Raw genomic sequence first — 25,698 nt, forward strand, 5'->3', positions numbered from 1 at the left:
AGTAAAGCTTAGCTAAGTGCATGCAAAAATGTGCCGAGTGAAAGCAGTTGATGGGCCCTGAGTTGGGCGCCGTTATTGACAAAGCGCGATTAAATTTCGTTTAGGAGCAAAAATGAATCAGCAAATAAATAGGCTACCTTTTAAGCTGAATATCACCGCGATTGTCTTGTCAGGACTGTTTTTATTAGGGTGCGGTTCAGACAATTCCACCGTTGTTGCCGACGTTGAAGCAACACCTCCCACAAGCATTACGGGTTGGCAAATGGTGTGGCAAGATGAATTTGACGGTACTGAAGTTGATAGCAGCAAGTGGAGTTTTGCAGTTGATTGTTTTGGTGGTGGTAATGACGAAGCCCAATGTTATACCGCAAGATCTGAAAACTCGCAGGTGGCGCAAGGGTTATTAACCATCACCGCCCTAAGAGAGACATTCTCTGGGCCTGCGGTGAATGACTCTGATCCAAATTATGATCCTTTAGATACGTCTAAAACTTTGGACTATACCTCGGCAAGGTTAGTCTCCAAAAATAAAGGTGACTGGAAATATGGCCGTTTTGAAATTCGCGCTAAATTACCGCAAGGCCAGGGCACATGGCCTGCTATTTGGATGTTGCCAACTGACTGGGTATATGGCCCTTGGGCTGGATCGGGTGAAATAGATATCATGGAAGCCGTTAACTTAAAAACGGTGACCAATGGAGGCGAACCTGAATCAGCGGTTCACGGCACACTGCATTTTGGCAAAACCTGGCCGAATAATGTTTACAGTGGACAAGATTACGCTTTACCTAACGCACAAAACCCTTCCGATGATTTTCATGTTTACGCCCTAGAATGGCAAGAAGATGAGATCCGTTGGTATGTTGATGATGTTCATTATGCGACGCAACGCTCATCTGGTTGGTATAGCCAATACATTGATGAAAATGGCAATACTGTCAATGCACCCGATGATGCACCTTTTAATCAACAATTTCATATGTTATTGAATCTTGCAGTTGGCGGGTCTTGGGCGGCGAATGTCAATAATACGGGTATTGATAAAAGTGTGTTCCCTCAGGCAATGCAAATTGATTATGTGCGCGTGTATGAATGCGCCGACTCTCCAAATACGGGAGCAGGTTGCGCCACTATTGATGATGCGGCGATTATTGTGCCGGGTCACAGCGCCCCAGAGATTGTGATACCGGATACGCAATTTGGTCAAGGGCCCACTTTTAGCCTATTTAGTTATGCCGATGCCATTGCACTTAACACAGATTTATCTTTTGGAAGTTATAATCCTGATGGTGCGATAACCTATCAAGTTGGTAGCGATGATGTGCGTGGTCAGGTCCTAGAAATCACCAAAACAGCAGCGGTAGGTAATCTATTTTTTGAATATTCTCCTCGAGTTGATTTATCCCATTGGCAAGAGCTTGGTGAGTTAGTGTTTGATATTAATGTGACCTCAATTGCAGAGGGAACAGAAGTATTGGTTAAAGTGGATAGTGGTTGGCCAAATACTGGCGATATCAGTATTTCACTGCCGGATAACCTCAATCAATGGCAAGAAGTCAGAATATCATTTGCCAGTCTTGTGGCCGGTGGTAATCGCTTTTCACCCGGCAGTACGGTCAATTTAACCGATGTTGTTAATCCATTTGTTATCGAACCAACAGGCCCTGTGGTATTAAAACTGGATAATATTCGTTATGAATACCAAGTGGCTCAGCAGACTGAATTGGTGGTATATGATGATGCCGCTGTGGCGCCCTATGCTTTTGGTTTGTTTGCAGCATCTGGACAATTACTAGAGGAGCAAGTTGATGTTGGAGGCGAACATAAAATAGTGACCCAATTAACCTTTAACACCAATGAAGCTGTAGGATTTTATCAAAGCAGTGGCACTGTGATGGATTTCAGCGGGTTTAACTTCTTATCATTCGATTTGAATGTGGTGACAGATCTGCGTGAAGTGCGAAGTATGAAGATTAAAATGGACTGTCAAACCCCGTGTAGTTCTGGAGATTTTGACATAATGCCTCCCGACGTAGGTGTATGGACCCATTATGATATTGCATTAACTGATCTGGTGGCTAACAACGGCTCAAGTCTGGATTTAGCCAAAGTTGATACCCCGATTGTTATTTTTCCTAAGTGGGGCGACCAACAAGGTGTGGTATTGCAAATTGATAATATTAAGCTGACCCAATAAACTCAGGGCTACACTGATTTAAGTGCATCTTATTGTAAGTGTTTTTATTGAATACGAATGCAAAAACGCACTGTTTTCTTTGCCTGACTCAGTGCTTAGCATAGTATCAAGTCCAAGTTAGTTGTTTTTGATAGAAGTACAATCAAATAGTTATAAATCAATGATCTTAATAATGGCATAATATGCCATTATTAAGTGTTTTAATGAACCAAGCGTTTTGCTAAGGAATTGATTTGTCTAATTTTGTACTTTCTCAAGCTGAGCTGCAGCAAATAGTGACTATTGCCAAGCAAGCGGGTAATGCCATTATGGATGTTTATGCCCAAACCGACCTCCAGGTAGAGATTAAACAGGATGATAGCCCGGTAACTGCAGCCGATATAGCTAGCCACAATGTGATTATTAAAGGGTTAACAAGTCATTTTGTCGATATCCCTGTCATGAGCGAAGAAGATGCCAACATTTCCTGGGCGACGCGTAAGCAGTGGCAGACTTATTGGTTAATCGACCCGTTAGATGGCACTAAAGAATTTATAAAGCGTAATGGTGAGTTCACCGTCAACATCGCCTTGATACATCAAGGGCAAGCAATAGCGGGTGTGGTTTATGCGCCCGTTTTAGGCAAATGTTATAGCGGTATTGTGGGGAATGGTGCCTGGCTTGAACATAATGGCCAAGTTAGTCGTTTGGATATTAGCCAGCGCAATATTTTGCCTATACCTGTTGTTGTCGGCAGTCGCTCACATGTAAGCCCTGATGTTGCTGATTATTTACACACTGTGGGCGAGCATCAAATGCTCAGCGTCGGCAGTTCGTTAAAATTTTGTATGGTGGCCGAAGGCCAAGCTGATGTCTATCCAAGACTTGGACCAACAAGTGAGTGGGATACCGCAGCAGCACAAGCGGTTTTAGAAAGTGCTGGTGGTGTTGTGGTTGAATATCCGGCATTAACGCCTTTACAGTACAACCAAAAAGAAAATATTTTAAATCCGTATTTTATTGCTGCATCAGCGGCATGGTTTGAGCGTTAGCCTAATAAATCATTTGTTTACGTCAGCCAAATACGACACCAGAATGAATAATAATTAAATGGAGAGACAAGTTATGATGCGCATGGGCGTTGACCTTGGTGGGACCAAAATTGAATTAGTGGCGTTGGCTGACAACGGTGATGAGTTATTTCGAAAACGTATACCGACACCACGAAATTATCCTGACACCTTAGATGCGATTATCAGCCTAGTGAATGAAGCCGAAACAACACTGGGCCAGAAAGGCTCGGTAGGTGTAGGTATTCCTGGGGTTATTTCGCCATTTACAGGCCTAGTCAAAAACTCCAATTCGACCTGGATTAATGGTCATCCTTTAGACAAAGATTTAGGCGCTCGTTTAGAGCGCGAAATCCGAGTCGCTAATGATGCAAATTGTTTTGCGGTATCAGAAGCCGTAGATGGCGCTGCGTCGGGTAAAGGTGTGGTATTTGGTGGCATAATAGGCACCGGCTGTGGCGCTGGCATTGCTATTAATGGCCGAGTGCATGCCGGTGGTAATGGTATTGGCGGTGAATGGGGTCATAATCCACTCCCCTGGATGACGGCAGAAGAGCATCATTCAACCGAGTGTTTTTGTGGTAATAAAGATTGTATTGAGACCTTTATTTCGGGTACTGGCTTTGTGCGTGATTTTCGTGCGGCTGGCGGCGAAGCAACTAGCGGTATTCAAATTGCACAAATGATGGCTGAAGGTGATGAGTTTGCTAAGCAGGCTTTTGATCGCTTTATTGACCGTTTAGCCCGTTCACTAGCGCATGTGATTAATATGATGGACCCTGACGTTATTGTGTTAGGTGGTGGAGTATCTAATATCGACGCCATTTACACTGAGTTACCAAAAGTATTACCCCAATATGTGGTTGGTCGTGAGTGTCGCACACCTGTGGTTAAAAACCTCTTTGGTGCCTCATCGGGTGTACGTGGTGCGGCGTGGTTATGGGGTAAGTAAGTTCGAAGCCCAATGCAAATCAGCCTAAAAATGCCATTGATGATTCAATGGCATTTTTGTTTTTGTGGCCCAGCTAAATAATTGTAAAACTACTCAAATTGCTTTCGCTAATTTGAGGGTGAGTCGTTACACTATTGCGATTATTCTCAATTGGATAGCTATTGAATGTTTTGGCTTAAAAAAATCATCTCACAATTATTTATGCCTATTCCGCTAACGGTGTTATTCATTTTAGTCTCTTTGTTATTAATGACATTTGCAGCATCAAAATTAGAGTCTATTGTAAAGTTAAGCTTACTCGCAGCACTGGCAATACTGGTTGGTTTAAGCCAATCTGATAGCAGCTATTATTTAGCCAATTCATTAGAGTCTCAGTACCCAGTAAATTCAGTGCCGATTATTTCACGTCAGCGCTGTGTGGTGATGGTGTTAGGCTCGGGCCATAGTGAGAAAGCAGGGTTAACCGCAGTGCATCAACTATCGGCCACTGCTTTAGGGCGGTTAACCGAAGGTGTGCGTCAGTTATCACTGGGACAAAATTGTCAGTTGATCGTCAGTGGCTGGAATGGCGGCTATATGCAAACCGCCCATGCTACCATCATGAAGCAGGCTGCAATCGAGTTAGGGGTTAATTCTGACACTATTATTAGCTTTCCTGAAGCAAAAGACACTATTGAAGAAGCAATGTTTTTATATAGACTTATTGGACAACAGCCGTTTAGATTAGTCACATCTGCAACCCATATGCCGCGCTCTATGATGATATTTAGCGCATTAGGAATGAGCCCCCAAGCCGCACCAGCAGATTTTATTGCGCAAAAAAGTGTGCGGTGGCGTATTGATGCTAGTAATTTGTTGGCATCCCAAAGAAGTATTCATGAGTACGTGGGGATGTTGTGGCTGAGTATTAAAGGTGTGTCGGCTGATCAAATGGTAAATCAACTGTCACTTGATAAGGAATTGAATTAAATGACTGAAGCTTTAGCGATATACCCACATACAAAACGTAATGGGCTGACGTTTACATTAGCGGGCGCGACAGGACTGTTGATTAGCTTTGTGTTATTTATTCAATACAGTAGCTTATTTCCATTTTCATTGGTGTTGTTTGGGTTATCAAGTGTAAGTGTGTTGCTGGGCGCCGCTAAACTAAACGAACCTTTGATAAGCCTTGAATTAAATGAAACAGGAGTGACGTATTTTCACCGTCGTGGCCAAGTGACGCTTGAGTGGCTCAATTTACAGCGGATCGATAATGTCAGAGTAACCCAAAATATGGAGTTAATAGAGCTACCCTATATTGGCTTTAAAGTGAAAAAAATGAACCCTGTGTTAGATTCTATTTCACCTAGACTTGCAACGGGTTTATTGACTGAGCAGCGGCCGCTATTAATGACAGCGGCGACTCATGATGAAGATTTACACAGTTTAGAACAATACTTAAGTGCAGAGTTTAGCCCGTTTGTGAGCCATGGTGAACGTTACCGTGGAGTATTAGCTATGTTTGGCCGCAGAAGTGAAACCTTAGCAGAAAATTTGGGTTTTCATTTATATGTATCCCATGATGCACTAGACCGAGACTCAAAAGAGATGCTCACTTTATTGCGTGAGTGGCAGCAAAAAGCGATGCGAGGAATGTAAATGAGTGATGACATCATTTCTCAAGGTGGCTGTCTATGTGGCGCGATACGTTACCAGATAGTTGGTCAGCCGTTTGATGCGGATTATTGTTATTGTCGTCAATGCCAACGTTCATCTGGTGCTGTCGTCATGTCATGGATGGATTTTAAGGTTAACAAAGTCTCTTGGCTTATCGGCAAAGTAACAGAGTTTGCTTCTTCAGAAAAAATTAAGCGTGGTTTTTGCCAACAGTGTGGCTGTAGTTTGAGTTATCGGCATCAAGATTATGCAGAATATATCACCCTATCGATTGCTAGCTTAGATAACCCTAACTTAGTTTCACCTAAGTATCATATTTACACCGACAGCCAAGTTAAGTGGTTAAAGATTGACGACAATTGTAAAAGGTACCCGCAGGCGAGAAATGAAAGCGTTTCAAAAACATAATAAAATGCATTTACGGTTAGTTAAATGGGATGATGATACCTGCTAGTTAGTTTTTTGTATGCTTTGATTCTCGGTGGCGCTGGCCTAAAAACTGCCCACCATCAATCACTTCTAATTTTTCACTGTAAGCATCACCGTCAAATAAGCCCGTTGATGAAATGAGTAACTTTTGACATTGCACAGTGCCTTTTACTAGGCCTGTAATACTGACATCCTGACATTGAATATCGCCATTAACCTCACCACCTGCTTCGACGACAACGTTACCTTGAGTAATAATATCCCCGAGTATTTTACCGCTTATCATCACGTCGCCATTAAATTGAAAATCTCCGGTGAGCTCGCAGCCTTGGGCAATAAAACTTAATTGGGGCGTGTCTTTTTTTGGATTAAACATCAGTTGCTCTTATTTTTTTTAACATCATTATTTGCAATGGACATTAATATAATCATTTTGACTGACATGTAAATTAAAAATCAGTATTAAGGTGAGTTTGAATATTACTTTAAGGTGCTGCTAATGCAATGGCATTTGAAGGGCAGGGCGACACACATGCTCCGCAACCAGTACATGCACTGGTATCAATAATCGGTTTTGGGACTTGCCCTACCGCCATGACAAAACTTATCGCGCGCGGATCGCAAGCATCCTTACAGCTTTGGCACCATACGCCATTGTAAGTTAAGCAGGTTTGTTTGATATTGGCTACAATCAGCCAAGGTGCGTGTTGTTCAGTGTCGAACAAAGGTTCCTCACATGCTGTGACGCACTTTTGACAAAAAGTACACTCGCCAAGGGTAAAGTCAACCTCAGGAAAACCGCCATCCCCTCGCTTGATAATACTGGTTTCACAGACTTTAATGCAGTTATCACAACGAGTACAAATATCAGTAAATTCAATATCTGTTTTTACCCAAGGCGGCCTTAATGCATTACTCTTTCGACGGCTAAATAAACTGCGGCGACCTTGGTTGACAGATTGACTCATTGTGACTCCTAGATTGTCCTGATTTTTGACGCCTAATAAATCAGGCTTTATAACCATTAGGGTTATGTGACTGCCATTTCCAGCTGCTATTGGCCATATCTTCAATAGTATGAGTAGCATGCCAATTAAGCTCGCTGGCAGCATAACTTGGGTCTGCGTAGCAAGAGGCTATATCGCCAGCGCGGCGGTCTACTATTTGATAAGCTAATGTTTTATTACATGCTTTTTCAAATGCCTTAACCATTTCTAACACACTGTAACCAATCCCTGTACCTAGGTTATAAGTGACTAATCCAGGGCTGGTTGAGAGTTTATCTAAGGCTTTTAAATGTCCCATGGCTAAATCAACAACATGGATATAATCCCTCACTCCAGTGCCGTCAGGGGTATTGTAATCACCGCCAAAAACGCTCAATTTATCACGTTTACCCACGGCAACCTGTGCGATAAATGGCATAAGATTATTAGGAATATCATTAGGGTCTTCGCCAATTAAGCCTGAATCATGGGCACCTACAGGATTAAAGTAGCGTAAACAGGCAATATTCCAGCTGTTATCTGAATGATATAAATCAGCTAAAATATGTTCAACTATCAGCTTTGATTGGCCATAAGGGTTAGTTGCACCTGTCGGGAAGTCTTCCTTAATGGGCAAACTGGCCGGATCGCCGTACACAGTTGCAGATGAACTGAAAACAAGATTTTTAACATTATGTTCAGCCATCACTTGGCATAAAATGATGCTGCCAGTGACATTGTTTTCATAATATTTGAGCGGTAAAGCGACTGATTCACCCACAGCTTTTAGTCCAGCAAAGTGAATAACTGAGTCAATTTCATGATCGGAGAATATTTTTTGCAGCAAGGCTTTGTTTAGTACATCACCTTGGTAGAAAGTTACCGTTTTATGGCTAATACGTTCTACACGCTTTAACGCTTCAACGCTTGAATTAGACAAATTATCTACAATAATGACTTCCTGTCCTATAGCCAATAGTTCTATAACTGTATGGGTACCAATATAACCTGCACCACCGGTCACTAAAATTGCCATGTTTATATCCTAAATTATCTAAAGTTTTGAATTTGCCTTTAGTGCTTATTGTAAATCAGTTGCTTAGAATTACTATAAAAAAACCGATTTAACGGGTAATTATGATGGTTTATGTCGAGTCGTTACCAAGTTTGTCAAAAATCCTATCCATTATATTGGTCTGATATAATTAGGTATTTTTTAAGAGTATACGCCAATGTATGCTTATGTTTACAAAAAGCTAACATTGTTGACCCGACTATAAAGTGTGAGGGAGTTAACAAAATCGATGGCATAGCACAATATGAAGGGAGTGAAGTTGACGTAAAGTGGAACTAATGAGCAACGTGACAAAATATATTTCTCATCAACCTGATAGCCAAGGGTATATTAATTATTCAGACCAAGAGAATAATTTATGGCAGCAATTGTATCAGCGCCAAATTACTAACTTGCCAGGGCGAGCATGTGATGCCTATTTACAAGGTATTCAGACATTAAATATGTCAGTTGATAAAATACCTCAACTGCCTGATCTCGATAATGTCTTAACAGAATTAACTGGCTGGAAAACCGCCGCGGTTCCGGCATTAATTCCATTTGGTAAGTTTTTTGAATTACTGGCCAGTAAGCAATTTCCGGTAGCAACCTTTATTCGCACTAAAGAAGAATTTGATTATTTACAAGAACCTGATGTATTCCATGAGGTTTTTGGTCACTGCCCTTTATTAACTAATCCAGCATTTGCCAATTTTTCACATATTTACGGTCAATTAGGGTTAGCGGCATCAAAAGAAGATCGCGTTTTTCTGGCTCGGTTATACTGGTTTACCGTTGAATTTGGTCTAGTACAAGCTAAAGATGGCCCTTTAAACATCTATGGTGGAGGCATTTTAAGTTCCCCTGGCGAAACCTTATATGCGCTAAGTGATAAGCCAGAGCTTAAACCGTTTGATTTATTGGATGTATTGAGAACACCGTATCGCATCGATATCATGCAACCGATATATTATGTTATCGAAGATATTGAATATTTGGATGAAATTTCCAAGATGGATATTATGGCTTATGTGAAAAAAGCCCGTGAACTGGGGATGTTTGAACCTAAATTTGCCCCCAAAGTAAAAGTAAGTTAAGCCATTTGTGGCGAACTTTGCAGTGTTATTTTTTAATTCTTATTCATAAATTAGCCGTATTTAGGAGTCCCAATGACTGCACTATCTGAAATGAAATGTGAAGCATGCCAAGCAGATGCCCCAAAAGTAACCGATGCCGAGTTAGGTGAATTGGTACGAATGATCCCTGATTGGGGTGTTGAAGTGCGTGATGGCGTAATGCAATTAGAGCGAGTGTATAAATTTAAAAACTTCAAATTAGCCATGGCATTTAGTAACAAGCTTGCTGATCTGGCAGAAGAAGAATTTCATCACCCAGGTATTTTTACCGAATGGGGTAAGGTCACTGTAACCTGGTGGTCGCACTCAATTAAGGGCTTACACAAGAATGACTTTATTATGGCCGCCAAGACCGACCAGTTGTTAGACTAATAACAAGACCAAATAATTCAGCATCTTACGTAAACGTAACGTGCTGAATTCTTTCTCTGTTACAATTCTGCTGTAAACTTCACTTGCCACCTCTATCATAACACTCTACCGTATGCGCAGTTTCCAAAGAAAACACCAATAATTAGGGAATCACAGCATTATGCGTTTGGAAGTGAGTTGTAACGATCGCGTCGGCCTCGCGAAAGACATCCTCGTCGTACTTGAAAAATATGGTATTAATTTAATTGCCATCGATGCTAGCAACAAAGGCTTTTTGTATCTGCAATTTGCCGAAATCAGTTTTGAAATGTTGCGCGAGTTAATGCCCCTTATCCGTAAGGTAGAAAGTGTGCACGATGTGCGTACGGTATCTTTCATGCCTTCAGAGCAAGAGCATTACGCGTTAAAAACCTTATTAAAAACCCTACCAGATTCGGTATTTTCCCTTGATGCTAAGGGACGTATTCGTATTGTCAACGAGTCGGCTTTATTGACCCTAAATATGGCCGAACATGAAGTCGTAGCTGAATCATTAAATCATTGGGTGCAGGGTTTTAACTTTGTGCGTTGGTTAAGCGAGCCTCAAGTGCCTGCCATTGCATCGCGAGTTACCATTAATGCCAGTGAATACTTAGCCGAAATGCTGCCCATTTATCTACCTGATGATAATGACAAAACCATTCTTGCTGGCGCAGTGGTATCACTTAAATCGCCAGCCAGGGTAGGTAAACAGTTTAATGCGTTACAGAACCAAACCACAGGTTTTGATAATGTGCTTGCGGTCAGTGACAAAATGAAAGATGTGCTTAAGCAAGCTAAGCGAATGGCGCAATTAGATGCACCGTTACTTATCACGGGTGAAACTGGCACAGGTAAAGAGTTAATGGCGCGAGCTAGTCATGACGCCAGTATGCGCCGTGAGCATCCATTTATAGCCATTAACTGCGCCGCATTACCCGACAGTGTGGCTGAAGAAGAGCTATTTGGTTTTGTTAATAATGGGCAGATTGTCAAACGGGGCTTTTTTGCTGAAGCAAAAGGTGGCACGATATTTTTAGATGAAATTGCCGAAATGTCTAAAGCTGCTCAGGTTAAGTTACTGCGTTTATTACAAGATGGTGCATTTAGGCGCATGGGCGGTGATGAAGAAGTGCGTGCGGATGTGCGAATTATTTGTTCGACTCAAAAAAATCTCGCCGAGCTATGCCAATCTGGTGAGTTTAGAGAAGATCTTTATTATCGTATTCATGTGCTGAGTTATCACATGCCATCATTACGTGAGCGTAAGGTTGATGTCATTCCGTTAACTGAAATGTTTTTAGAGCATTACAGTCATCAATTATCCAGCCCGCTGCGCAGAATATCAGCCTCTTGTCGTGATTATTTATTTACCTATGCATGGCCAGGTAACGTGCGTCAGTTGAAAAATGCTATTTTCCGTGCAGTGTCTATGTGGGATGGTTCGGCTGAATTAACGGTTGAGCAACTTAAATTGCCCTCATATGCCGAAGGTTTTGGCTACTTTGATGAAGAGTTTGAAGGCACATTAGATGAAGCGATGAAAGAATATGAGGCGAATTTATTACGTCGTTTATATCCTGCTTATCCAAGTACCCGTCAATTAGCTAAAAAGCTTGGCGTATCACATACTGCTATTGCGAATAAATTACGTGATTACAGTATTTCAAAGAAACGATAGGTGGTCAGTGAAAAATACACTGTAACGTTTTGATGCCACAGTTTTGTTGGCTATTTAGCCAATGTATAGCCTGAAAATCATCATTTTCAGGTTGTGTTTATAAGTGTATATAAATATTTACAAAATCAGGGTTGATACTAGGATATGTGATTCAGCTCACAAGCTGTTTATTGCACGGTTTATCGGTTATTTCTATCATCAATCAAGCTGTATTTTCTGATTGGCTCGCATTCTTATACGGCCGACAGACTTTTCGAATATTAGGAGCAATAATGAAACTTGCAAGTTATAACAACGGTCGTCGTGATGGCCAACTTATGTTAGTAAGCAAAGATTTAACTAAAGCTGTCGCGGTACCTGCTATTGCTCACACTATGCAGCAACTACTTGACGCGTGGGATTTATTAAACCCGCAATTACAAGAATTATATGAAGCGTTGAACGCTGGCCAAATGGACAATGCGATTGCATTTGACGAAAGCAAATGTTTATCACCATTACCACGCGCTTATCAGTGGGCTGATGGCAGTGCTTACGTGAATCACGTTGAGTTAGTGCGTAAAGCTCGCGGCGCTGAAATGCCAGAAACATTCTGGACAGATCCATTAGTCTACCAAGGTGGTTCAGACAGCTTTATCGCTCCTAAAGCCGATATCGAAATGGCCAGTGAAGAGTATGGTATCGATTTCGAGTCAGAAGTTGCTATCATCACTGATGATGTTGCAATGGGTGTAAGCAGTGAAAACGCCGCTAAGCATATTAAATTATTGATGTTAGTTAACGACGTATCTTTACGTAATCTTATTCCTGGTGAGCTAGCTAAAGGCTTTGGCTTCTTCCAGTCTAAACCGTCAAGTGCTTTTTCTCCTGTGGCCATTACTCCTGATGAATTAGGTGATAAATGGCAAGACAGCAAGGTTCATTTGCCGTTAGTGACGCATTTAAACAGTGAATTATTTGGTCGCCCAAATGCGGGCGTGGACATGACATTTGATTTTAGTCAGCTAGTGTCTCATGTTGCGAAAACACGTCCTTTGGGAGCAGGTGCTATTATCGGTTCAGGTACTATTTCTAATTATGATCGTAGTGCCGGTTCAAGCTGTTTAGCTGAAAAACGTATGCTTGAAATTATTGCCGATGGCAAAGCAAGCACGCCATTTATGCGTTTTGGTGACACGGTTCGTATCGAGATGTTTGACGATAACAATGTCAGCATTTTTGGTTCAATTGACCAAAAAGTTGTTGAGTACAAAGGTTAATTCATTATCAATTAAGATGATATTTAGGCAATAACAGACCATGTTATTGCCTTTTTTATAGGGAAAATAAGATGAAATTGTATGGATATTGGCGTTCTAGTGCCGCATACCGAGTTCGCATAGCACTTAATCTTAAGCAATTAAGCGCAGAACATATTTCAGTGCATTTAGTGAATAATGGTGGTGAGCAACATTCAGAGGCATTTCATCAACTTAATCCCCAGCACTTAGTACCTGCGTTAGTTGATAGCAACGAACAAGGCGAGTTTAGCCTGACCCAGTCTTTGGCGATTATTGAATACCTTGACGAAAAACACCCACAAATTAATTTACTACCGACTAATTTAGAAGATAAAGCCGTGGTGCGCGCCATGTCGCAAGCTATTGCCTGTGAAATCCACCCACTCGATAACCTGCGGGTATTACAATATTTAGTCAAAGAAATGGGCGTAGATGAAACCCAAAAAATGACCTGGTACCATCATTGGGTTCATGTTGGTTTTAGCGCATTAGAATCGCAGCTTGAACGTTTTTCTGGCCAATTTTGTTTTGGCGACAAGGTCACTCTGGCTGACATTTGCCTGGTGCCACAGGTTTATAATGCCGAGCGCTTTAAGGTGCCTATGGATGCTTACCCAAACATTGTCCGTGTATGGCAGAACTGCAACCAACTTGATGCCTTTATTCAAGCAGCACCAGAACAACAAGCTGACGCGAGTTAATACCTAATGCCTGCGCCACACAGTATTGTAAAACTAGCCGCTGACAAGCCCAGTGTAGAACACTCAGCACCGTTAGCTGATTTAGCTAAATTAAATCAGTGGTTTGAGCAAGATGCAATGCGGATGCAGGCTTTAACGGTTTGTGCACAAGTGTTTGCCAAACTCAATATAATCGACTGGGCTATTGCTGCCGGCTTTGTACGTGACTTTGTTTGGGATAAACTGCACGGTTGTTCAATCAGTGAGTTAAGCGAGTTAAATGATATCGATGTCATTTACTATTGCGAAAAAAACATCACCCAAGCTCAAGACAAGCACATTCAGCAAATACTGTTAAGCTTGATGCCGCTAAATTGGTCGGTTAAAAATCAAGCCAGAATGCATATTCGTAATCAAGACCCACAATATCATTCATGTCTCGATGCAATGGGGTATTGGCCTGAAAAACAAACTGCGATAGCGGTTAAGTTGAATGCGGTTAAAGTGAACCCGCAGCATGCCAGTTATAGCGTTAATGTGAAAACTGGCTCTTGCATTAGCGCCAACACATTGGAATTTATCCATGCTTTTGAATTAGCATGTTTATTTAATTTTAGTCTGAGCCATAACCCAAAGCGCTCATCAAGTATATTTGAACAGCGTGTCATCCAGAAAAAGTGGCTTGAACGCTATCCAAAATTAATACTGCAACCAACGGCTAAAACCAACGGCTAAAACATAGAACATCACGCCATAAGTACTCAGAAATAGCATTGAGCCAATTACATACCTCAAGTAATGGCGTGTATCTTTAATGGCTGATAACTTGCTAAACATGATTCAATCCGCTATTTTACTGTTAATATATACAGTGCTTGAGTATTGAATGATTTTATACATTGCAGAAAAACCCAGTCTAGGCCGAGCCATTGCTGATGTATTGCCTAAACCGCATAAAAAAGGTGAGGGCTTTATTACCGCAGCCAACGGCGATTGTGTGTCCTGGTGTATTGGTCATTTGCTCGAGCAAGCTGAACCTGATGCCTATGATGCAGCGTTTAAATCATGGAAACTCGAGCATTTACCGATTATTCCGCAAACCTGGCAATTAAAACCCAAACCTAAAACCCGCAGCCAATTAACCGTGTTACGTAAATTGGTTAAGCAAGCATCGTCGATAATCAATGCTGGCGATCCCGACCGCGAGGGTCAGCTTTTAGTCGATGAAGTGATTTCTTACCTGGGCGTAAAGGGTGACAAGCTTAATCAAGTTCAGCGACTATTAATTAGCGACTTAAACCCGCAAGCGGTTAAAAGGGCATTAGGGCAATTGCGCAGTAATCGAGACTTTATTCCATTATCCACCTCAGCATTAGCCCGCAGCCGTGCAGATTGGTTATATGGCATGAACATGACACGCGCTTATACCATTCAAGGTAAAAAGGTCGGTTATCAAGGTGTGTTGTCAGTGGGCAGGGTGCAAACCCCCTTACTTGGGTTAGTGGTGCGCCGTGATGATGAGATTGCCGATTTTAAGCCCAAGTCTTTTTATGAGGTGGTGGCACATTTAGTTACCGATCAACAACAAACCTTTAGTGCTAAATGGCAACCTAGCGAAGCTTGCCAGCCTTATATGGATGAAGACGGCCGGGTATTAGCCAAAGGCTTGGCCGAAAATGTGGTTAAGCGTATTCATGGTCAACCCGCAGAAGTCACCAAACTTGAGGCCAAAGATAAACGCCAAAACCCACCATTGCCTTACAGCTTATCAGCATTGCAAATCGATGCAGCAAAGCGCTTTGGGCTATCGGCAAAAGAGGTGTTAGATACCTGTCAAAGCTTGTACGAGCGGCATAAATTGATTACTTATCCACGTTCAGACAGCCGCTATTTACCCAAAGATCAACATAGCTTGGTTCCTAAAGTATTGGATGCGGTACTTAATGGTGCGGCCGGATTAGTTGACGGTTGCGAAATGCCTAACGCCAAGCTTAAATCTAAGGCGTGGGACGACAGTAAAGTAGATGCTCACCATGCCATAGTGCCTACAGAGAAAGTGGCTAATTTATCATCGTTATCCAGTAATGAGGCAATGTTATATCAGCATATTGCGCGCCAATATCTAGCCCAGTTTTACCCAGCTTATATTTATGCAGAAACTACAGTTGAAGTCACTATTGCTGGTGGTCTTTTTGCCACTAAAGCACGTCAAGATAAAAGCTTAGGTTGGAAGCAACTGTTTAAACGGGTAGCTACGGCAAGTCATACCAATACACATTCAAACAACAGTGAAGACGATAACGACGATGCGGTGCAGTCGTTGCCACCCTTGGTTAAAGGGCAAATACTGCAATGTGAGCGCGGCGAGTTATTAGAAAAAATGACTCAGGCACCAAAGCATTTTACCGACGCCACCTTATTAGGTGCTATGACCGGAATTAGCCGTTATGTCACCAATAGTGACATTAAGAAAATTCTTAAGGAAACTGATGGTCTTGGCACCGAAGCGACTCGCGCTGGGATTATTGAATTGTTATTTAAGCGTGGTTACTTAGTTAGACAAGGTAAATCTATTCTTGCTACACCGGTCGGTATTGGCTTAATCCGCAGTTTACCAGAATCAGCAACTACTCCAGATATGACCGCATTATGGGAAAATAGCTTGGACGCCATTAGTCAAAAACGGCTTAAATATGATGCATTTATGCAGCCATTATTGAGTCAATTAGATAACCTAATTACCCAAGCATCTAGTCAGTTACCGTCAGCATTACAAGGTGTTGCCAGCCCTCATAAGGGCGCGAAAAGGCTTTTTAAGAAGAAGGCTAATGCAAGTACTAGATCAAGTTTCAAATCAACCACTACACCAAGGGCTAAAGCACAAACTAAGCGCTAAATTACTCACAGGATTGAATTTCCCTTAAGATAAATGGCTCAAGCTCACTACAGCGTTTACCCATTTAATGGGTTAGATATGGTGGATTGATATCACTTTTTCTGAATGAAATCAGTTAATTTAGCCAATCAGCTTATATAAATTCATGTCATACTGCCTTTTAGGCAGTGATCTCATCATCTTGCTTGAGTGACCTTGAAAGTGGACTATCTTATTGTTTTATAATGATGGATCTGGTTTGTTGGTCCTATAAATTGGGTAATTATAACCTATCAACTTAAATGCCTACGTATAAAGCGTAATTGGTTTAAATTAATCAGGCTTATCTTCACCAAGCTCTTAGATGTTTAGGTCTTCCATAAATCTAAAAATATCATCATTGTCATTAAGTTTTAAATACACATTTAATTCATTATCTTTGGCATACGATTGAACGCTTAGCAAAACAGAATTTAACTCATTTTCGTGTAATTCATTACTACAATTTACATTATTTTTCAGTGTGGCTGGTTGCAAGGTTTTGTATATAAATAATTTTTATAAAAAGTGCTTAAAGATAATGCTTTGATGTCCGCATTTAGTGCTTTTCCTGCATTAGTCGATTGATGCACTAACGCAGGGGGCTTCTGTAATGTGTTAGTTAAGGGGGTTAGTAAGCTGCTTAGCTTCAATGATGGCGGTAAGCTCTGTGGGCCAAAGGGGGACTTGCTGAGCCAGTTCATCTTTACCCGCTTGTGTTATTTGCTCTTGAGTCTGTTCAACTTTGGTGTTGACTGTGTCTTTCACCAGTTTCTCAGCAAAAATCTGCGGTGAACCGCCAGTAAGTAACATCACTGCCATCTGGTTATTATCTGAATTCCACACAAAGCCTGCTTTGTCGGCAATATCAGGAATTGGGCTGTGGTTGGAAATCACATAATACAAGGGGCCTTGTTGTTGAATTTCATCGGCCGTTGCCAGTATTTTCATGGCATTGCCATATTGCGGCCCTAAAATCGCCTGCATTCTGTCTTTGACCATGGGCTGCTCAAACAGGCCGACATCGTTAGGGTCTAATCCAACTAAAGGCTTCATTAATGCCCACATCATTTGCCCTTGTGGAGACAACAGCAGCAGTGGCATTGCACAGGCATTTAATAAAAAAACTAACCAGATGAGGTGGAGCTTGTTGCGGATTAAGCGTGTGTTACCCAAGATGGCAACTCCTAGTTATTACCCGCAAATTCGGGCAAAGGAGTGTAGTCATTTTTTGTACAAAAAACGACTACTTAATAGCAAAAATATCACTATTTTTAGTGCAATGGGACATTTTATTCAATGAATAAGTAGTTTCGTTTCGCGGGCCAAAATTTCTATTATTTGATACGAGGCGTTGCAGCCGTTGCCACCATTAGTAAAAGGTCAGATACTGCAATGTGAGCGCGGCGAGTTATTAGAAAAAATGACCCAGGCGCCAAAGGATTTTACTGATGCCACCTTATTGGTTGCTATGACAGGCATTAGTCACTATTTATTAAACGGTGAAATTAAGAACATTCATAAAAAAACTGATGGCCTTGGCAACGAAGCGACTCGAGCAGGGATTATTGAGTTATTGTTTAAGCGTGGTTATTTAGTTTGCCAGGGTAAATCGATATTGGCCACCCCAGTGGGAACTGGTTTAATCCGCAGTTTGCCAGAATCAGCAACTACTTCTGATATGACCGCATTATGGGAAAACAGCTTGGATGCCATCAGTCAAAAACGGCTTAGCTATGATTTGTTTATGCAGCCATTATTGAGCCAATTAGATAACCTCAATAGCCAACATCTAGCCAGCGTCCATCAGCACTAAAAGGCTTAGCTAGCAGTGCACCGAAACGCAGCTTTAAAAAAACGAATAAAAAGAAAGCTTAAACGAAAGGCTAAGAAGGCGGCAAGCTGTGACAGGGGAACTTTGGTCTGACGATAAGGTGCTGTTTACTGTCAGGCGTATGCAATAATAACTCATTCCCCCATTGCTTACTTGATAGTTATCAAGCTGTTCTGCTGTGTTGAATTGAACTTATGTCTCATGCTGTGGCTATTTAGACCATATTTGTAAAACTATAGGTTGAATCTGTTGGTTTGGAAAATAGTAATAGGTATTGATAATTCAAAACGAAAGGGGTTATGTTGTTATTTCAAAAAAGGGTGACAAGTTAATTTTGTCGCATGTTAATTTTTGGGAATTAAAAATTTTTCTGATCGCTTTAAATGTTAAAAGTCATTTGGTAAAGACTTGATATAATCCTTGTCAGTTATTTTTGTACTTTCGTGCTGGTAATTACCACTTTTCTACTATGCTATTCCTACAGGATAGGATTTCTATTCGATTTCATTATTTAAGTAAAAAATACTTTCTTTAAGTGCATCAAACTTTTGTATTATTAATATTGAAATGCTTCAACATCAGGTGGTAGTTAGATGTCTAATACGTATAAAAAAATGGGTTGTTTTATTATATTCCTGGCATCCATTTTTTTTAGTCTTGCTGCCAATTCTCAGGATACGTTAAGTGTATTGGCATGGCCTGGGTATGCAGATCCAGATTTAGTTAACATTTTTGAACAGCGTCATCAGGTTAAGGTTGATGTCACCTTGGTCGAATCTGATGACGTTATGTGGAAGCGGTTAAATGAAAGTAATGGGGATAAATTTGATGTGTTTGCTGTCAATACTGCCCAATTGCAACGTTATATTGATAAGGGCATTAGCATCCCCTTAACATTAACTAATATCCCAAATAGTCAAAAACAATTACCCCGTTTTAGCGATCTTTCTTCAATACCGGGTCTGATCCGAAACGGCAAAGTATACGCCATTCCCTACACTTATTCAGAAATGGGCCTTATTTATGATCTAAATGAGTTTAGCCAGCCTCCTGATTCTTTTTCGGTAATGTGGGATAAGCGTTATCAAGGTCGAGTATTGATGTATGCGGGCAGTGAGCATAATTTTTCATTTGCCGCGTTATCGCTTGGTTTAAAAAATCCTTTTCAGATCCCCAATTCAGAGTTTGGCTTAGTCACCAAACAAGTTATTGCTTTGCGTCGAAATATTTTGACTTATTATGAGAAACCGGAAGAAGCGACGCTGCTATTCAACGAAAATCATATTGCATTAATGTTCGCAAATTATGGTTCTCAACAAGTCAAAATGCTCAAAGAAACTCGAGCTAATATTGGCTATGTGATCCCCAAGGAAGGTGCTTTAGCCTGGTTGGATGGTTGGTCTGTTACTCGTGATGCCAAAAATAAAAAATTAGCGGAAGATTGGATTAATTTCCTATTGGAACAAAAGGTGAGTCATGTTTTATCAGAAAGACAAGGCTTAGCGAATACGCTTGAAAAACCTGAAGGGTTAACAGCATCAGATAAACTCATCTGGTTGGAGCGGGTCGAAAATATGGAAAAACGTAAATTGCTATGGGATAGAATTATCTCTGGCGAAGTGCCGGAAGAATTTTAATGGCAGCAGTGTCATCGAATAATAATCAGCCTGTTAAGTTTGGCATTGCGATTAAACTTACTATCCTGCTGTCCCTGTTTGGGATTTTAGCCAGTGCTTCTACAGGATATTTCACCTTTAATGCCACCCGCGACATCCTATCGGACAAAGCCACGCAAGGAATGATTGATGCCACAAAACTTCTTGGCCGACGTTTTTATTCTATGGCTAATGAGGTCGCTAACCAAACAAGAGTTCTGGCAAATACAAAGTTAGTAGACGATTCTTTTGGTCATGATAATGCCTCGGTGATTGCCCGAGAATCTTTGTCAGATAATTTCAAAAGTTTGTTGTCGGTTTACCCTGAATATTTTCAAGTTAGATTAATTGGCGCGCAAGAGTATGGACGCGAAATGGTTAGGGTTGATCGGGATGAAGGCCAACTAGTTGTGATCCCTCAAACCCATCTACAAGAAAAACAACATTATCCTTATGTCTATAAAACCTTAAAACTGAATAAAGGCGAAGTTTTCTTTTCGAAAATATTCATTAACCATGAACAGGGGGCTCATGCTGGATTAGGCCAACCTACATTGCAGGTTGCATCGCCTGTTATTGATGATAAAGGCAAAGCCATTGGGGTGATTGTCATTAATGTCGACTTGAATTTGATGTTTAGCATATTGAAGTCAGATATGTCTGAAGAGTATCAACTGTATTTGACTAATGAGACAGGTGATTTTCTTATTCATCCAAATAGACTAGAAACCTTTGGTTTTGATCGTGGACGACAATTTTTAGTACAAGATACCTTTGAGGCGGTTGATCAAATTATTAATTCTGGCGCACAAGCCGTCACGATTCACCAAACGCTAGGTTTTAATAATATTGAAAGTATTGGTGGGTTCACCAGTGTTCCTTTTGGTCAATCTACCGGTAATCGCTTTGTGATTATCGGGTTAACTGTGCCGATTGATTTTGCTTTATCTGAAACGAACATTTTAACTGAAACAGGCCTGCGGGTTGTTCTGGGATTGAGTTTTCTCGGTATTCTTATTTCGCTCATAGTGGCGAGAATATTTGTGCGTCCCTTGAAGAATTTGGTAGCGGTTGTGCGTCGTTTTAGTCAGACAAATCAGGTGACTCGACTCACAAATTATAAGCAAGATGAACTAGGGCTACTGGCAAATAGTATCGTCAGTATGCAAGAAGGTATTTTAACTCATTTAACGAGTCTTAATGACCAAAATACTCAACTCAATCACGAGATTCACGAGCGAGAAAAAATTGAAGCTTATGATAAATTCCATACACATACATTAGAGTTATTGGCCCAAAATAAAAATTTAGATGATATTCTTGAATCGATCGTCTTAGGGATCGAGGGGCTAAAAGAAAAATTTATTTGCAGCATTCTGTTGATTGATAAAAGCGGTAAAAAATTTGTTAAAGTGATCGCCCCTCACTTACCTGACTTTTATAATGAAGCACTTGAAGGGGTTGAAATTGGCATAGGTGTTGGCTCTTGCGGCACTGCGGCGTTCACTAAAGAACTGGTCATTGTTGAAGACATTCAGACACATCCTTTTTGGAGTAATTATAAAGCACTGGCAACACAGGCAAACTTAGCTTCATGCTGGTCTCAGCCTATTATCTCTTCATCAGGCTTAACATTAGGTACTTTTGCAATGTATTGCCGTGAAGTGGCGACACCTTCTGCAGATGATATCGAACTCATTAAGAGAACGGCTCGCTTAACCAGTGTGTCAATTGAACGAAAGTATGCAGAAGATGAAGTTAATAATCTGGCTTTTTTTGACTCTCTGACACTGCTTCCGAATAGGCGTTTATTACTCGACCGTTTAAATCAGGAGCTCGCTGCAAGAGTACACAGTAAAAAGCAAGCCGCTCTTTTATTTATTGATTTAGATAAATTCAAGGCGCTCAATGACTCATTAGGCCATGATATGGGTGACCTATTATTACAGCAGGTTGCAAGTCGCATCAAAGCTTGTGTAAGAGAGAGTGATACAGTGTCTCGTTTAGGTGGTGATGAGTTCGTGGTCATGCTTCAAGGGCTCAGTGAACAAGCGATTGTTGCTGTGTCAGAAGCGGAAGTTGTCGGCAAAAAAATTCTCCATTCATTGTCTGAAACCTACCAACTTGCGTCTCATCAATATCTTATAACCCCTAGTATAGGTGTTACATTATTGGGTGCAGGTCATCAAAATGCTGATGAAGTATTTAAGCAAGCTGATATTGCTATGTATCAGTCTAAAAAATCAGGTGGCAGTGCGCTATTTTTCTATGACCCCGACATGCAAGCTCATCTGATTTCGCGTATTCGTATTGAAACCGAATTACGCGAAGCCATTAATAAAGGAAAACAGTTTGAACTTTATTATCAACCTCAGATTAACTCATTAGGTATTGTAACGGGAGCTGAAGCGCTAATTCGTTGGAATACTGTGGACCGAGGTATTGTGTCACCTTTAGAGTTTATTGCTATTGCGGAAGAATCAGGTTTGATTTTACCCTTGGGGAATTGGGTTTTAGAAACAGCCTGCCAGCAACTTGCAAGTTGGGCGTTAGAACCGAAATCAGCTCATTTGACCTTGGCAGTGAATATTAGTGCAAGACAAATGGGCGTTCCTGCATTTGTTGAGAATGTATTAAGTATCGTGAGTCATGCGAATATTAACCCTGAGAAACTTAAGCTAGAGATTACAGAAAGCATCTTATTGGAAAATATGGAAGATACAATTACAAAAATGACAGCCCTTAAGGCGCGGGGTATCAAATTTTCTATTGACGATTTTGGTACCGGATATTCGTCATTGCAATACCTAAAACGCTTACCCTTGGATCAGCTTAAAATTGACCAATCATTTATTCAAGATATTGAAAATGACCCCAATGACAGGGCAATTGTGCGGACGATTATAGCTATGGCAAATAGTTTAAATCTAGAGGTGATCGCTGAAGGCGTTGAAACAGAAAAACAGAAAGAACTACTGACTAACAAAGGTTGTTTAAACTACCAAGGATATTTATTTAGTAAACCCTTGCCGTTGAAAATGTTTAACCAGTATCTGACAAAGCATTAAGTCTATTCTACAAAACCATGGGGCCAGAATCTTATAGCATGGCCTGCCACTGTTATTTGCTTTATTGACATCACGTCGTTCCGCTTTACTTAAATAGCATTTTTCATCATGGTGATAGAGAGCGGTCATTGCTTCATTAGCCACATCATTGACGATCCTGTTAGCTTCTCTTTTTAAGAGTATCTCTTTAGACGTTCATCCGGGTACTTTTGAATATGCGTTTGTGCATATTATTGATCACCATCTTGATTTTTCTGGCTTTGATGCAGGGTCTAAAAGTTGAGAAATCTATAAATAAGTCAATCGAAAAGTAAAAAAAGGTAAACCAATGGGAGGTTTACCTGTATACGGGAAGGGTTTAAAACTTAATGTGATGGGTTAAATATCAATCATTAAACGGAAATGAATGTACAAAGAGTGTGTAGAACAATGTCATCTTACCCATTGATACTTAACTCATACTTAATTAGAAATGAAGTGCGTGTTAATCAGTATTTAATGGCTAATAGTATAATCACTCTAGTATTTATGGCTCTCAGTCTGGTGATGTTATCAGCGTAAGCAATGGCCACGATTAAGGCTAATCAACTTATCTAAAATATGTTCACCATCAATACGAATACCGTTGTGCTCAAATTCAGACGTTAACCAATACTTTAAATTACCAACTTGTTTTGCTGTTTCTAAGCTGTATTGCATTTCTACATACATGTCTTCGCTATAAATAGCAGCAGCAATAGGAACTGAGTTATTTGCAAGTTGATGTAAATCATATAGCTTAGGCCAATCATTTTTGCTGGCGATTAATTCTGCTGCAGCAGCTAGTGGCTTTAACGCATCAAATTGATTGAACATCCACGGGTAAATCATCTCGCCAGTAAAAAGTAGTGGTTGTTCTGGTTTATAATGGAACTCAGGATAATTATCACGCACCCTATGTGCTGCCCATTTTGATGCGATTTGTTGGCAATAAATAGGTTCATGCAATAGGGCAAATATCGGGTTGGTGTTGTAATCTAAAAACTGACTAAATTGATGTAAAAAGAGTGGATTAACATCAATGCCATGGCTGGTTTCAATTAATGCCTGTTCTAGCAAATAATAAACCGCTTCAGGGCCTTGTTCCATGCCTAAATTAATTCCCAGTAGCTGGAACATTTCTACGGTGAGCTGCTCACCGGTTGCTAAGTAGACTTTATGCTCATACAAATATTGGGCGATATGGTCTACTAAGGTTCTAGCGTCAGTAAAACGGGTGAAGAAGTCAGCATTTTTAGCCAACACACGTTGATAAGTGGCTTGGTAAACTTCATCTGCGCTGCGTGTTAGGGAGGGAATACCGCCTGTGATATAGGCTTCTTTAACGCCCTGTGGTGCAGCAGATAAATAATGCAGCACGCAAAAACCGCCAAAGCTTTGGCCTAAAATGCTCCATGGCTGGTTTGCCGATAATTTAGTACGGATAAACTCTGCGTCACGAATAATATTGTCGGCGCGAAAATGACTTAAATACTCGGCTTGTTGGTTAGCCGTTAAATGACTTAACGATACGGCATTAACAGGTGTAGAGAGCCCTGTACCACGTTGATCGAGTAACAATACACGGTATTCTTGTAAGGCGCGCTTTATCCAACCGCTATTCGTCACAGGCCGAGCGGCACCAAACCCTGGACCACCCTGAAAAAATACTAAATAAGGAAGCGCTTTATGTTGATTTGCGACACTGACAATTTCACGGGCAAAGACTGAAATTTGCTGGCTTGAGCTGGACAGATAGTCCAAAGGCACTGAAAAGGTGTGTTTTTGAACAACAATGTCTTTTAAGGTTTGTGAAATAATCATATGAGCTTATCGTTATTAATTTGAGTGTAATTGTATGTGCCCGCTTGTTTTATCACAATCAATCTGACTGATTAAATTTAAGTAAATTGCTATCAAGATCAAGTTAGCAAAGGTAAAATTAAATAATAATGATAACTTAGCAACGGCATTTAGGAGAGTTTAGATGAAATATCAAATCATACCGGTTACCCCGTTTCAGCAAAATTGCAGTGTGATTTGGTGTGAAGCTAGCCTAAAAGCTGCGGTTGTTGATCCCGGTGGTGATATAGACCGAATTATAGCTGAAGTGAAAAGACTGGGGTTAACGGTTGAAAAAGTACTGTTAACCCATGGGCATATCGATCATGTCGGTGGCGCTAAGAAACTTGCTATTCAATTAAATGTTCCCATTATTGGCCCGCATATAGCTGACCAGTTTTGGTTGCAAGGACTTGTTAAACAAAGTCAAAATTTTGGTTTTCCGCTTGTTGAAGCGTTTGAACCGGATCAGTATCTAAATGACGCAGATGTGGTTTGCGTGGGTGAACAGTCTTTATCGGTATTACATTGCCCTGGACATACTCCGGGACATATTGTGTTTTATTCCAAAGTTTCAGGATTGGCTTGGGTTGGAGATGTGCTCTTTAGACGATCGATTGGCCGTACAGACTTTCCGCAATCTAATCATCAAGATTTAGTCAGCTCAATTACCCAAAAACTATGGCCTTTGGGTAGCCATGTTAGTTTTATTCCTGGCCACGGCCCTATGTCTACCTTTGCGGAAGAACGTGAACATAATCCATTTGTTGCCGATCAATTACTCAGTTAGTTTCCCTAGTACAGGCTAAGTTAGTCGCTTGGCTAAAGGCTCAGTTATAGATTCAGCTATAGGTGTTCATAACGCATTCCCCAA

General features: G+C 40.8%; 21 protein-coding genes and 1 pseudogene. 17 read left to right on the forward strand and 5 right to left on the reverse strand.

What is annotated here, in order from left to right; genetic code table 11:
• The first annotated feature begins 112 nt into the window (after window positions 1–112).
• The 6 genes from ACRWQM_RS07015 to ACRWQM_RS07040 all read left to right on the forward strand — a co-directional run bounded on the left by ACRWQM_RS07015 (window position 113) and on the right by ACRWQM_RS07040 (window position 6,265).
• Complete coding sequence (locus ACRWQM_RS07015; RefSeq protein ID WP_434931686.1) at window positions 113–2,197, forward strand: family 16 glycosylhydrolase; 2,085 nt, start codon at window positions 113–115, stop codon at window positions 2,195–2,197.
• Window positions 2,198–2,430: 233 nt separating this feature from the next.
• Window positions 2,431–3,228, forward strand: a complete 798-nt coding sequence (gene cysQ / locus ACRWQM_RS07020) for a 3'(2'),5'-bisphosphate nucleotidase CysQ (RefSeq protein WP_434931687.1) — start codon at window positions 2,431–2,433, stop codon at window positions 3,226–3,228.
• A gap of 73 nt (window positions 3,229–3,301) precedes the next feature.
• Window positions 3,302–4,198 carry a fructokinase gene (gene mak, locus ACRWQM_RS07025; RefSeq protein WP_434931993.1) on the forward strand — a complete coding sequence of 299 codons (897 nt, stop codon included), beginning with the start codon at window positions 3,302–3,304 and terminating at the stop codon, window positions 4,196–4,198.
• 165 nt (window positions 4,199–4,363) lie between these two features.
• A complete protein-coding gene (locus ACRWQM_RS07030) occupies window positions 4,364–5,167 on the forward strand; it encodes a YdcF family protein (protein WP_434931688.1) in 804 nt (267 codons plus the stop codon).
• Window positions 5,168–5,839: a DUF2982 domain-containing protein gene (locus ACRWQM_RS07035; protein WP_434926439.1), complete on the forward strand. Its 672-nt coding sequence runs from the start codon at window positions 5,168–5,170 to the stop codon at window positions 5,837–5,839.
• Entirely contained in the window at window positions 5,840–6,265 is a 426-nt protein-coding gene (locus ACRWQM_RS07040) for a GFA family protein (RefSeq protein ID WP_434931689.1), read from the forward strand.
• A gap of 46 nt (window positions 6,266–6,311) precedes the next feature.
• Here ACRWQM_RS07040 and ACRWQM_RS07045 read toward each other — a convergent pair whose 3' ends face one another.
• The 3 genes from ACRWQM_RS07045 to galE all read right to left on the reverse strand — a co-directional run bounded on the left by ACRWQM_RS07045 (window position 6,312) and on the right by galE (window position 8,308).
• Complete coding sequence (locus ACRWQM_RS07045; RefSeq protein ID WP_226415139.1) at window positions 6,312–6,662, reverse strand: bactofilin family protein; 351 nt, start codon at window positions 6,660–6,662, stop codon at window positions 6,312–6,314.
• 109 nt (window positions 6,663–6,771) lie between these two features.
• Window positions 6,772–7,254 carry a ferredoxin-type protein NapF gene (napF, locus tag ACRWQM_RS07050; RefSeq protein ID WP_434926437.1) on the reverse strand — a complete coding sequence of 161 codons (483 nt, stop codon included), beginning with the start codon at window positions 7,252–7,254 and terminating at the stop codon, window positions 6,772–6,774.
• Window positions 7,255–7,294: 40 nt separating this feature from the next.
• On the reverse strand, window positions 7,295–8,308 hold the full coding sequence (gene galE, locus ACRWQM_RS07055) for a UDP-glucose 4-epimerase GalE (RefSeq protein WP_434926436.1): 1,014 nt from the start codon (window positions 8,306–8,308) through the stop codon (window positions 7,295–7,297).
• Window positions 8,309–8,625: 317 nt separating this feature from the next.
• Between galE and phhA the strand changes: the two genes are divergently transcribed.
• The 7 genes from phhA (at window position 8,626) to ACRWQM_RS07090 (ending at window position 16,389) form a co-directional block, all read left to right on the forward strand.
• Window positions 8,626–9,423 carry a phenylalanine 4-monooxygenase gene (gene phhA / locus ACRWQM_RS07060; protein ID WP_434931690.1) on the forward strand — a complete coding sequence of 266 codons (798 nt, stop codon included), beginning with the start codon at window positions 8,626–8,628 and terminating at the stop codon, window positions 9,421–9,423.
• 72 nt (window positions 9,424–9,495) lie between these two features.
• Window positions 9,496–9,834, forward strand: coding sequence for a 4a-hydroxytetrahydrobiopterin dehydratase (locus ACRWQM_RS07065; RefSeq protein WP_226415150.1), 339 nt, complete (start codon window positions 9,496–9,498; stop codon window positions 9,832–9,834).
• A 160-nt stretch (window positions 9,835–9,994) separates the two neighbouring features.
• Window positions 9,995–11,533: a transcriptional regulator TyrR gene (tyrR, locus tag ACRWQM_RS07070; RefSeq protein WP_434931691.1), complete on the forward strand. Its 1,539-nt coding sequence runs from the start codon at window positions 9,995–9,997 to the stop codon at window positions 11,531–11,533.
• Window positions 11,534–11,805: 272 nt separating this feature from the next.
• The gene (locus tag ACRWQM_RS07075) at window positions 11,806–12,792 is read left to right on the forward strand and encodes a fumarylacetoacetate hydrolase family protein (protein ID WP_226415152.1); all 987 of its coding nucleotides are present in this window, start codon (window positions 11,806–11,808) and stop codon (window positions 12,790–12,792) included.
• A 71-nt stretch (window positions 12,793–12,863) separates the two neighbouring features.
• Complete coding sequence (maiA, locus tag ACRWQM_RS07080) at window positions 12,864–13,514, forward strand: maleylacetoacetate isomerase (protein ID WP_434926433.1); 651 nt, start codon at window positions 12,864–12,866, stop codon at window positions 13,512–13,514.
• Between the two features lie 6 nt (window positions 13,515–13,520).
• Entirely contained in the window at window positions 13,521–14,228 is a 708-nt protein-coding gene (locus ACRWQM_RS07085) for a nucleotidyltransferase family protein (RefSeq protein WP_434931692.1), read from the forward strand.
• Between the two features lie 151 nt (window positions 14,229–14,379).
• Entirely contained in the window at window positions 14,380–16,389 is a 2,010-nt protein-coding gene (locus tag ACRWQM_RS07090; protein WP_434931693.1) for a DNA topoisomerase III, read from the forward strand.
• A gap of 636 nt (window positions 16,390–17,025) precedes the next feature.
• Here the strand turns inward: ACRWQM_RS07090 and ACRWQM_RS07095 are convergent.
• The gene (locus ACRWQM_RS07095; protein WP_434931694.1) at window positions 17,026–17,583 is read right to left on the reverse strand and encodes a hypothetical protein; all 558 of its coding nucleotides are present in this window, start codon (window positions 17,581–17,583) and stop codon (window positions 17,026–17,028) included.
• A gap of 172 nt (window positions 17,584–17,755) precedes the next feature.
• On the opposite strand from ACRWQM_RS07095, the pseudogene ACRWQM_RS07100 reads away from it, so the two are divergent.
• From ACRWQM_RS07100 to ACRWQM_RS07110, 3 genes and pseudogenes are all read left to right on the forward strand, one after another.
• A pseudogene (locus ACRWQM_RS07100) lies at window positions 17,756–18,285 on the forward strand (DNA topoisomerase); the annotation flags it as partial.
• A 549-nt stretch (window positions 18,286–18,834) separates the two neighbouring features.
• Window positions 18,835–19,878 (forward strand): extracellular solute-binding protein, encoded by a 1,044-nt coding sequence (locus ACRWQM_RS07105; RefSeq protein WP_434931695.1) that lies wholly within the window; start codon window positions 18,835–18,837, stop codon window positions 19,876–19,878.
• Window positions 19,878–22,964 carry an EAL domain-containing protein gene (locus ACRWQM_RS07110; protein WP_434931696.1) on the forward strand — a complete coding sequence of 1,029 codons (3,087 nt, stop codon included), beginning with the start codon at window positions 19,878–19,880 and terminating at the stop codon, window positions 22,962–22,964. Before ACRWQM_RS07105 ends, ACRWQM_RS07110 begins: the two co-directional genes overlap by 1 nt.
• Window positions 22,965–23,516: 552 nt before the next feature.
• Here ACRWQM_RS07110 and ACRWQM_RS07115 read toward each other — a convergent pair.
• The gene (locus ACRWQM_RS07115) at window positions 23,517–24,806 is read right to left on the reverse strand and encodes an alpha/beta fold hydrolase (protein WP_434931697.1); all 1,290 of its coding nucleotides are present in this window, start codon (window positions 24,804–24,806) and stop codon (window positions 23,517–23,519) included.
• A gap of 163 nt (window positions 24,807–24,969) precedes the next feature.
• On the opposite strand from ACRWQM_RS07115, the gene ACRWQM_RS07120 reads away from it, so the two are divergent.
• Window positions 24,970–25,614: an MBL fold metallo-hydrolase gene (locus ACRWQM_RS07120; RefSeq protein WP_434931698.1), complete on the forward strand. Its 645-nt coding sequence runs from the start codon at window positions 24,970–24,972 to the stop codon at window positions 25,612–25,614.
• The last annotated feature ends 84 nt before the right edge of the window (window positions 25,615–25,698 follow it).

It is taken from the genome of Shewanella sp. HL-SH5 (assembly GCF_051163755.1).
Taxonomy (GTDB): Bacteria; Pseudomonadota; Gammaproteobacteria; order Enterobacterales; family Shewanellaceae; genus Shewanella; species Shewanella glacialimarina.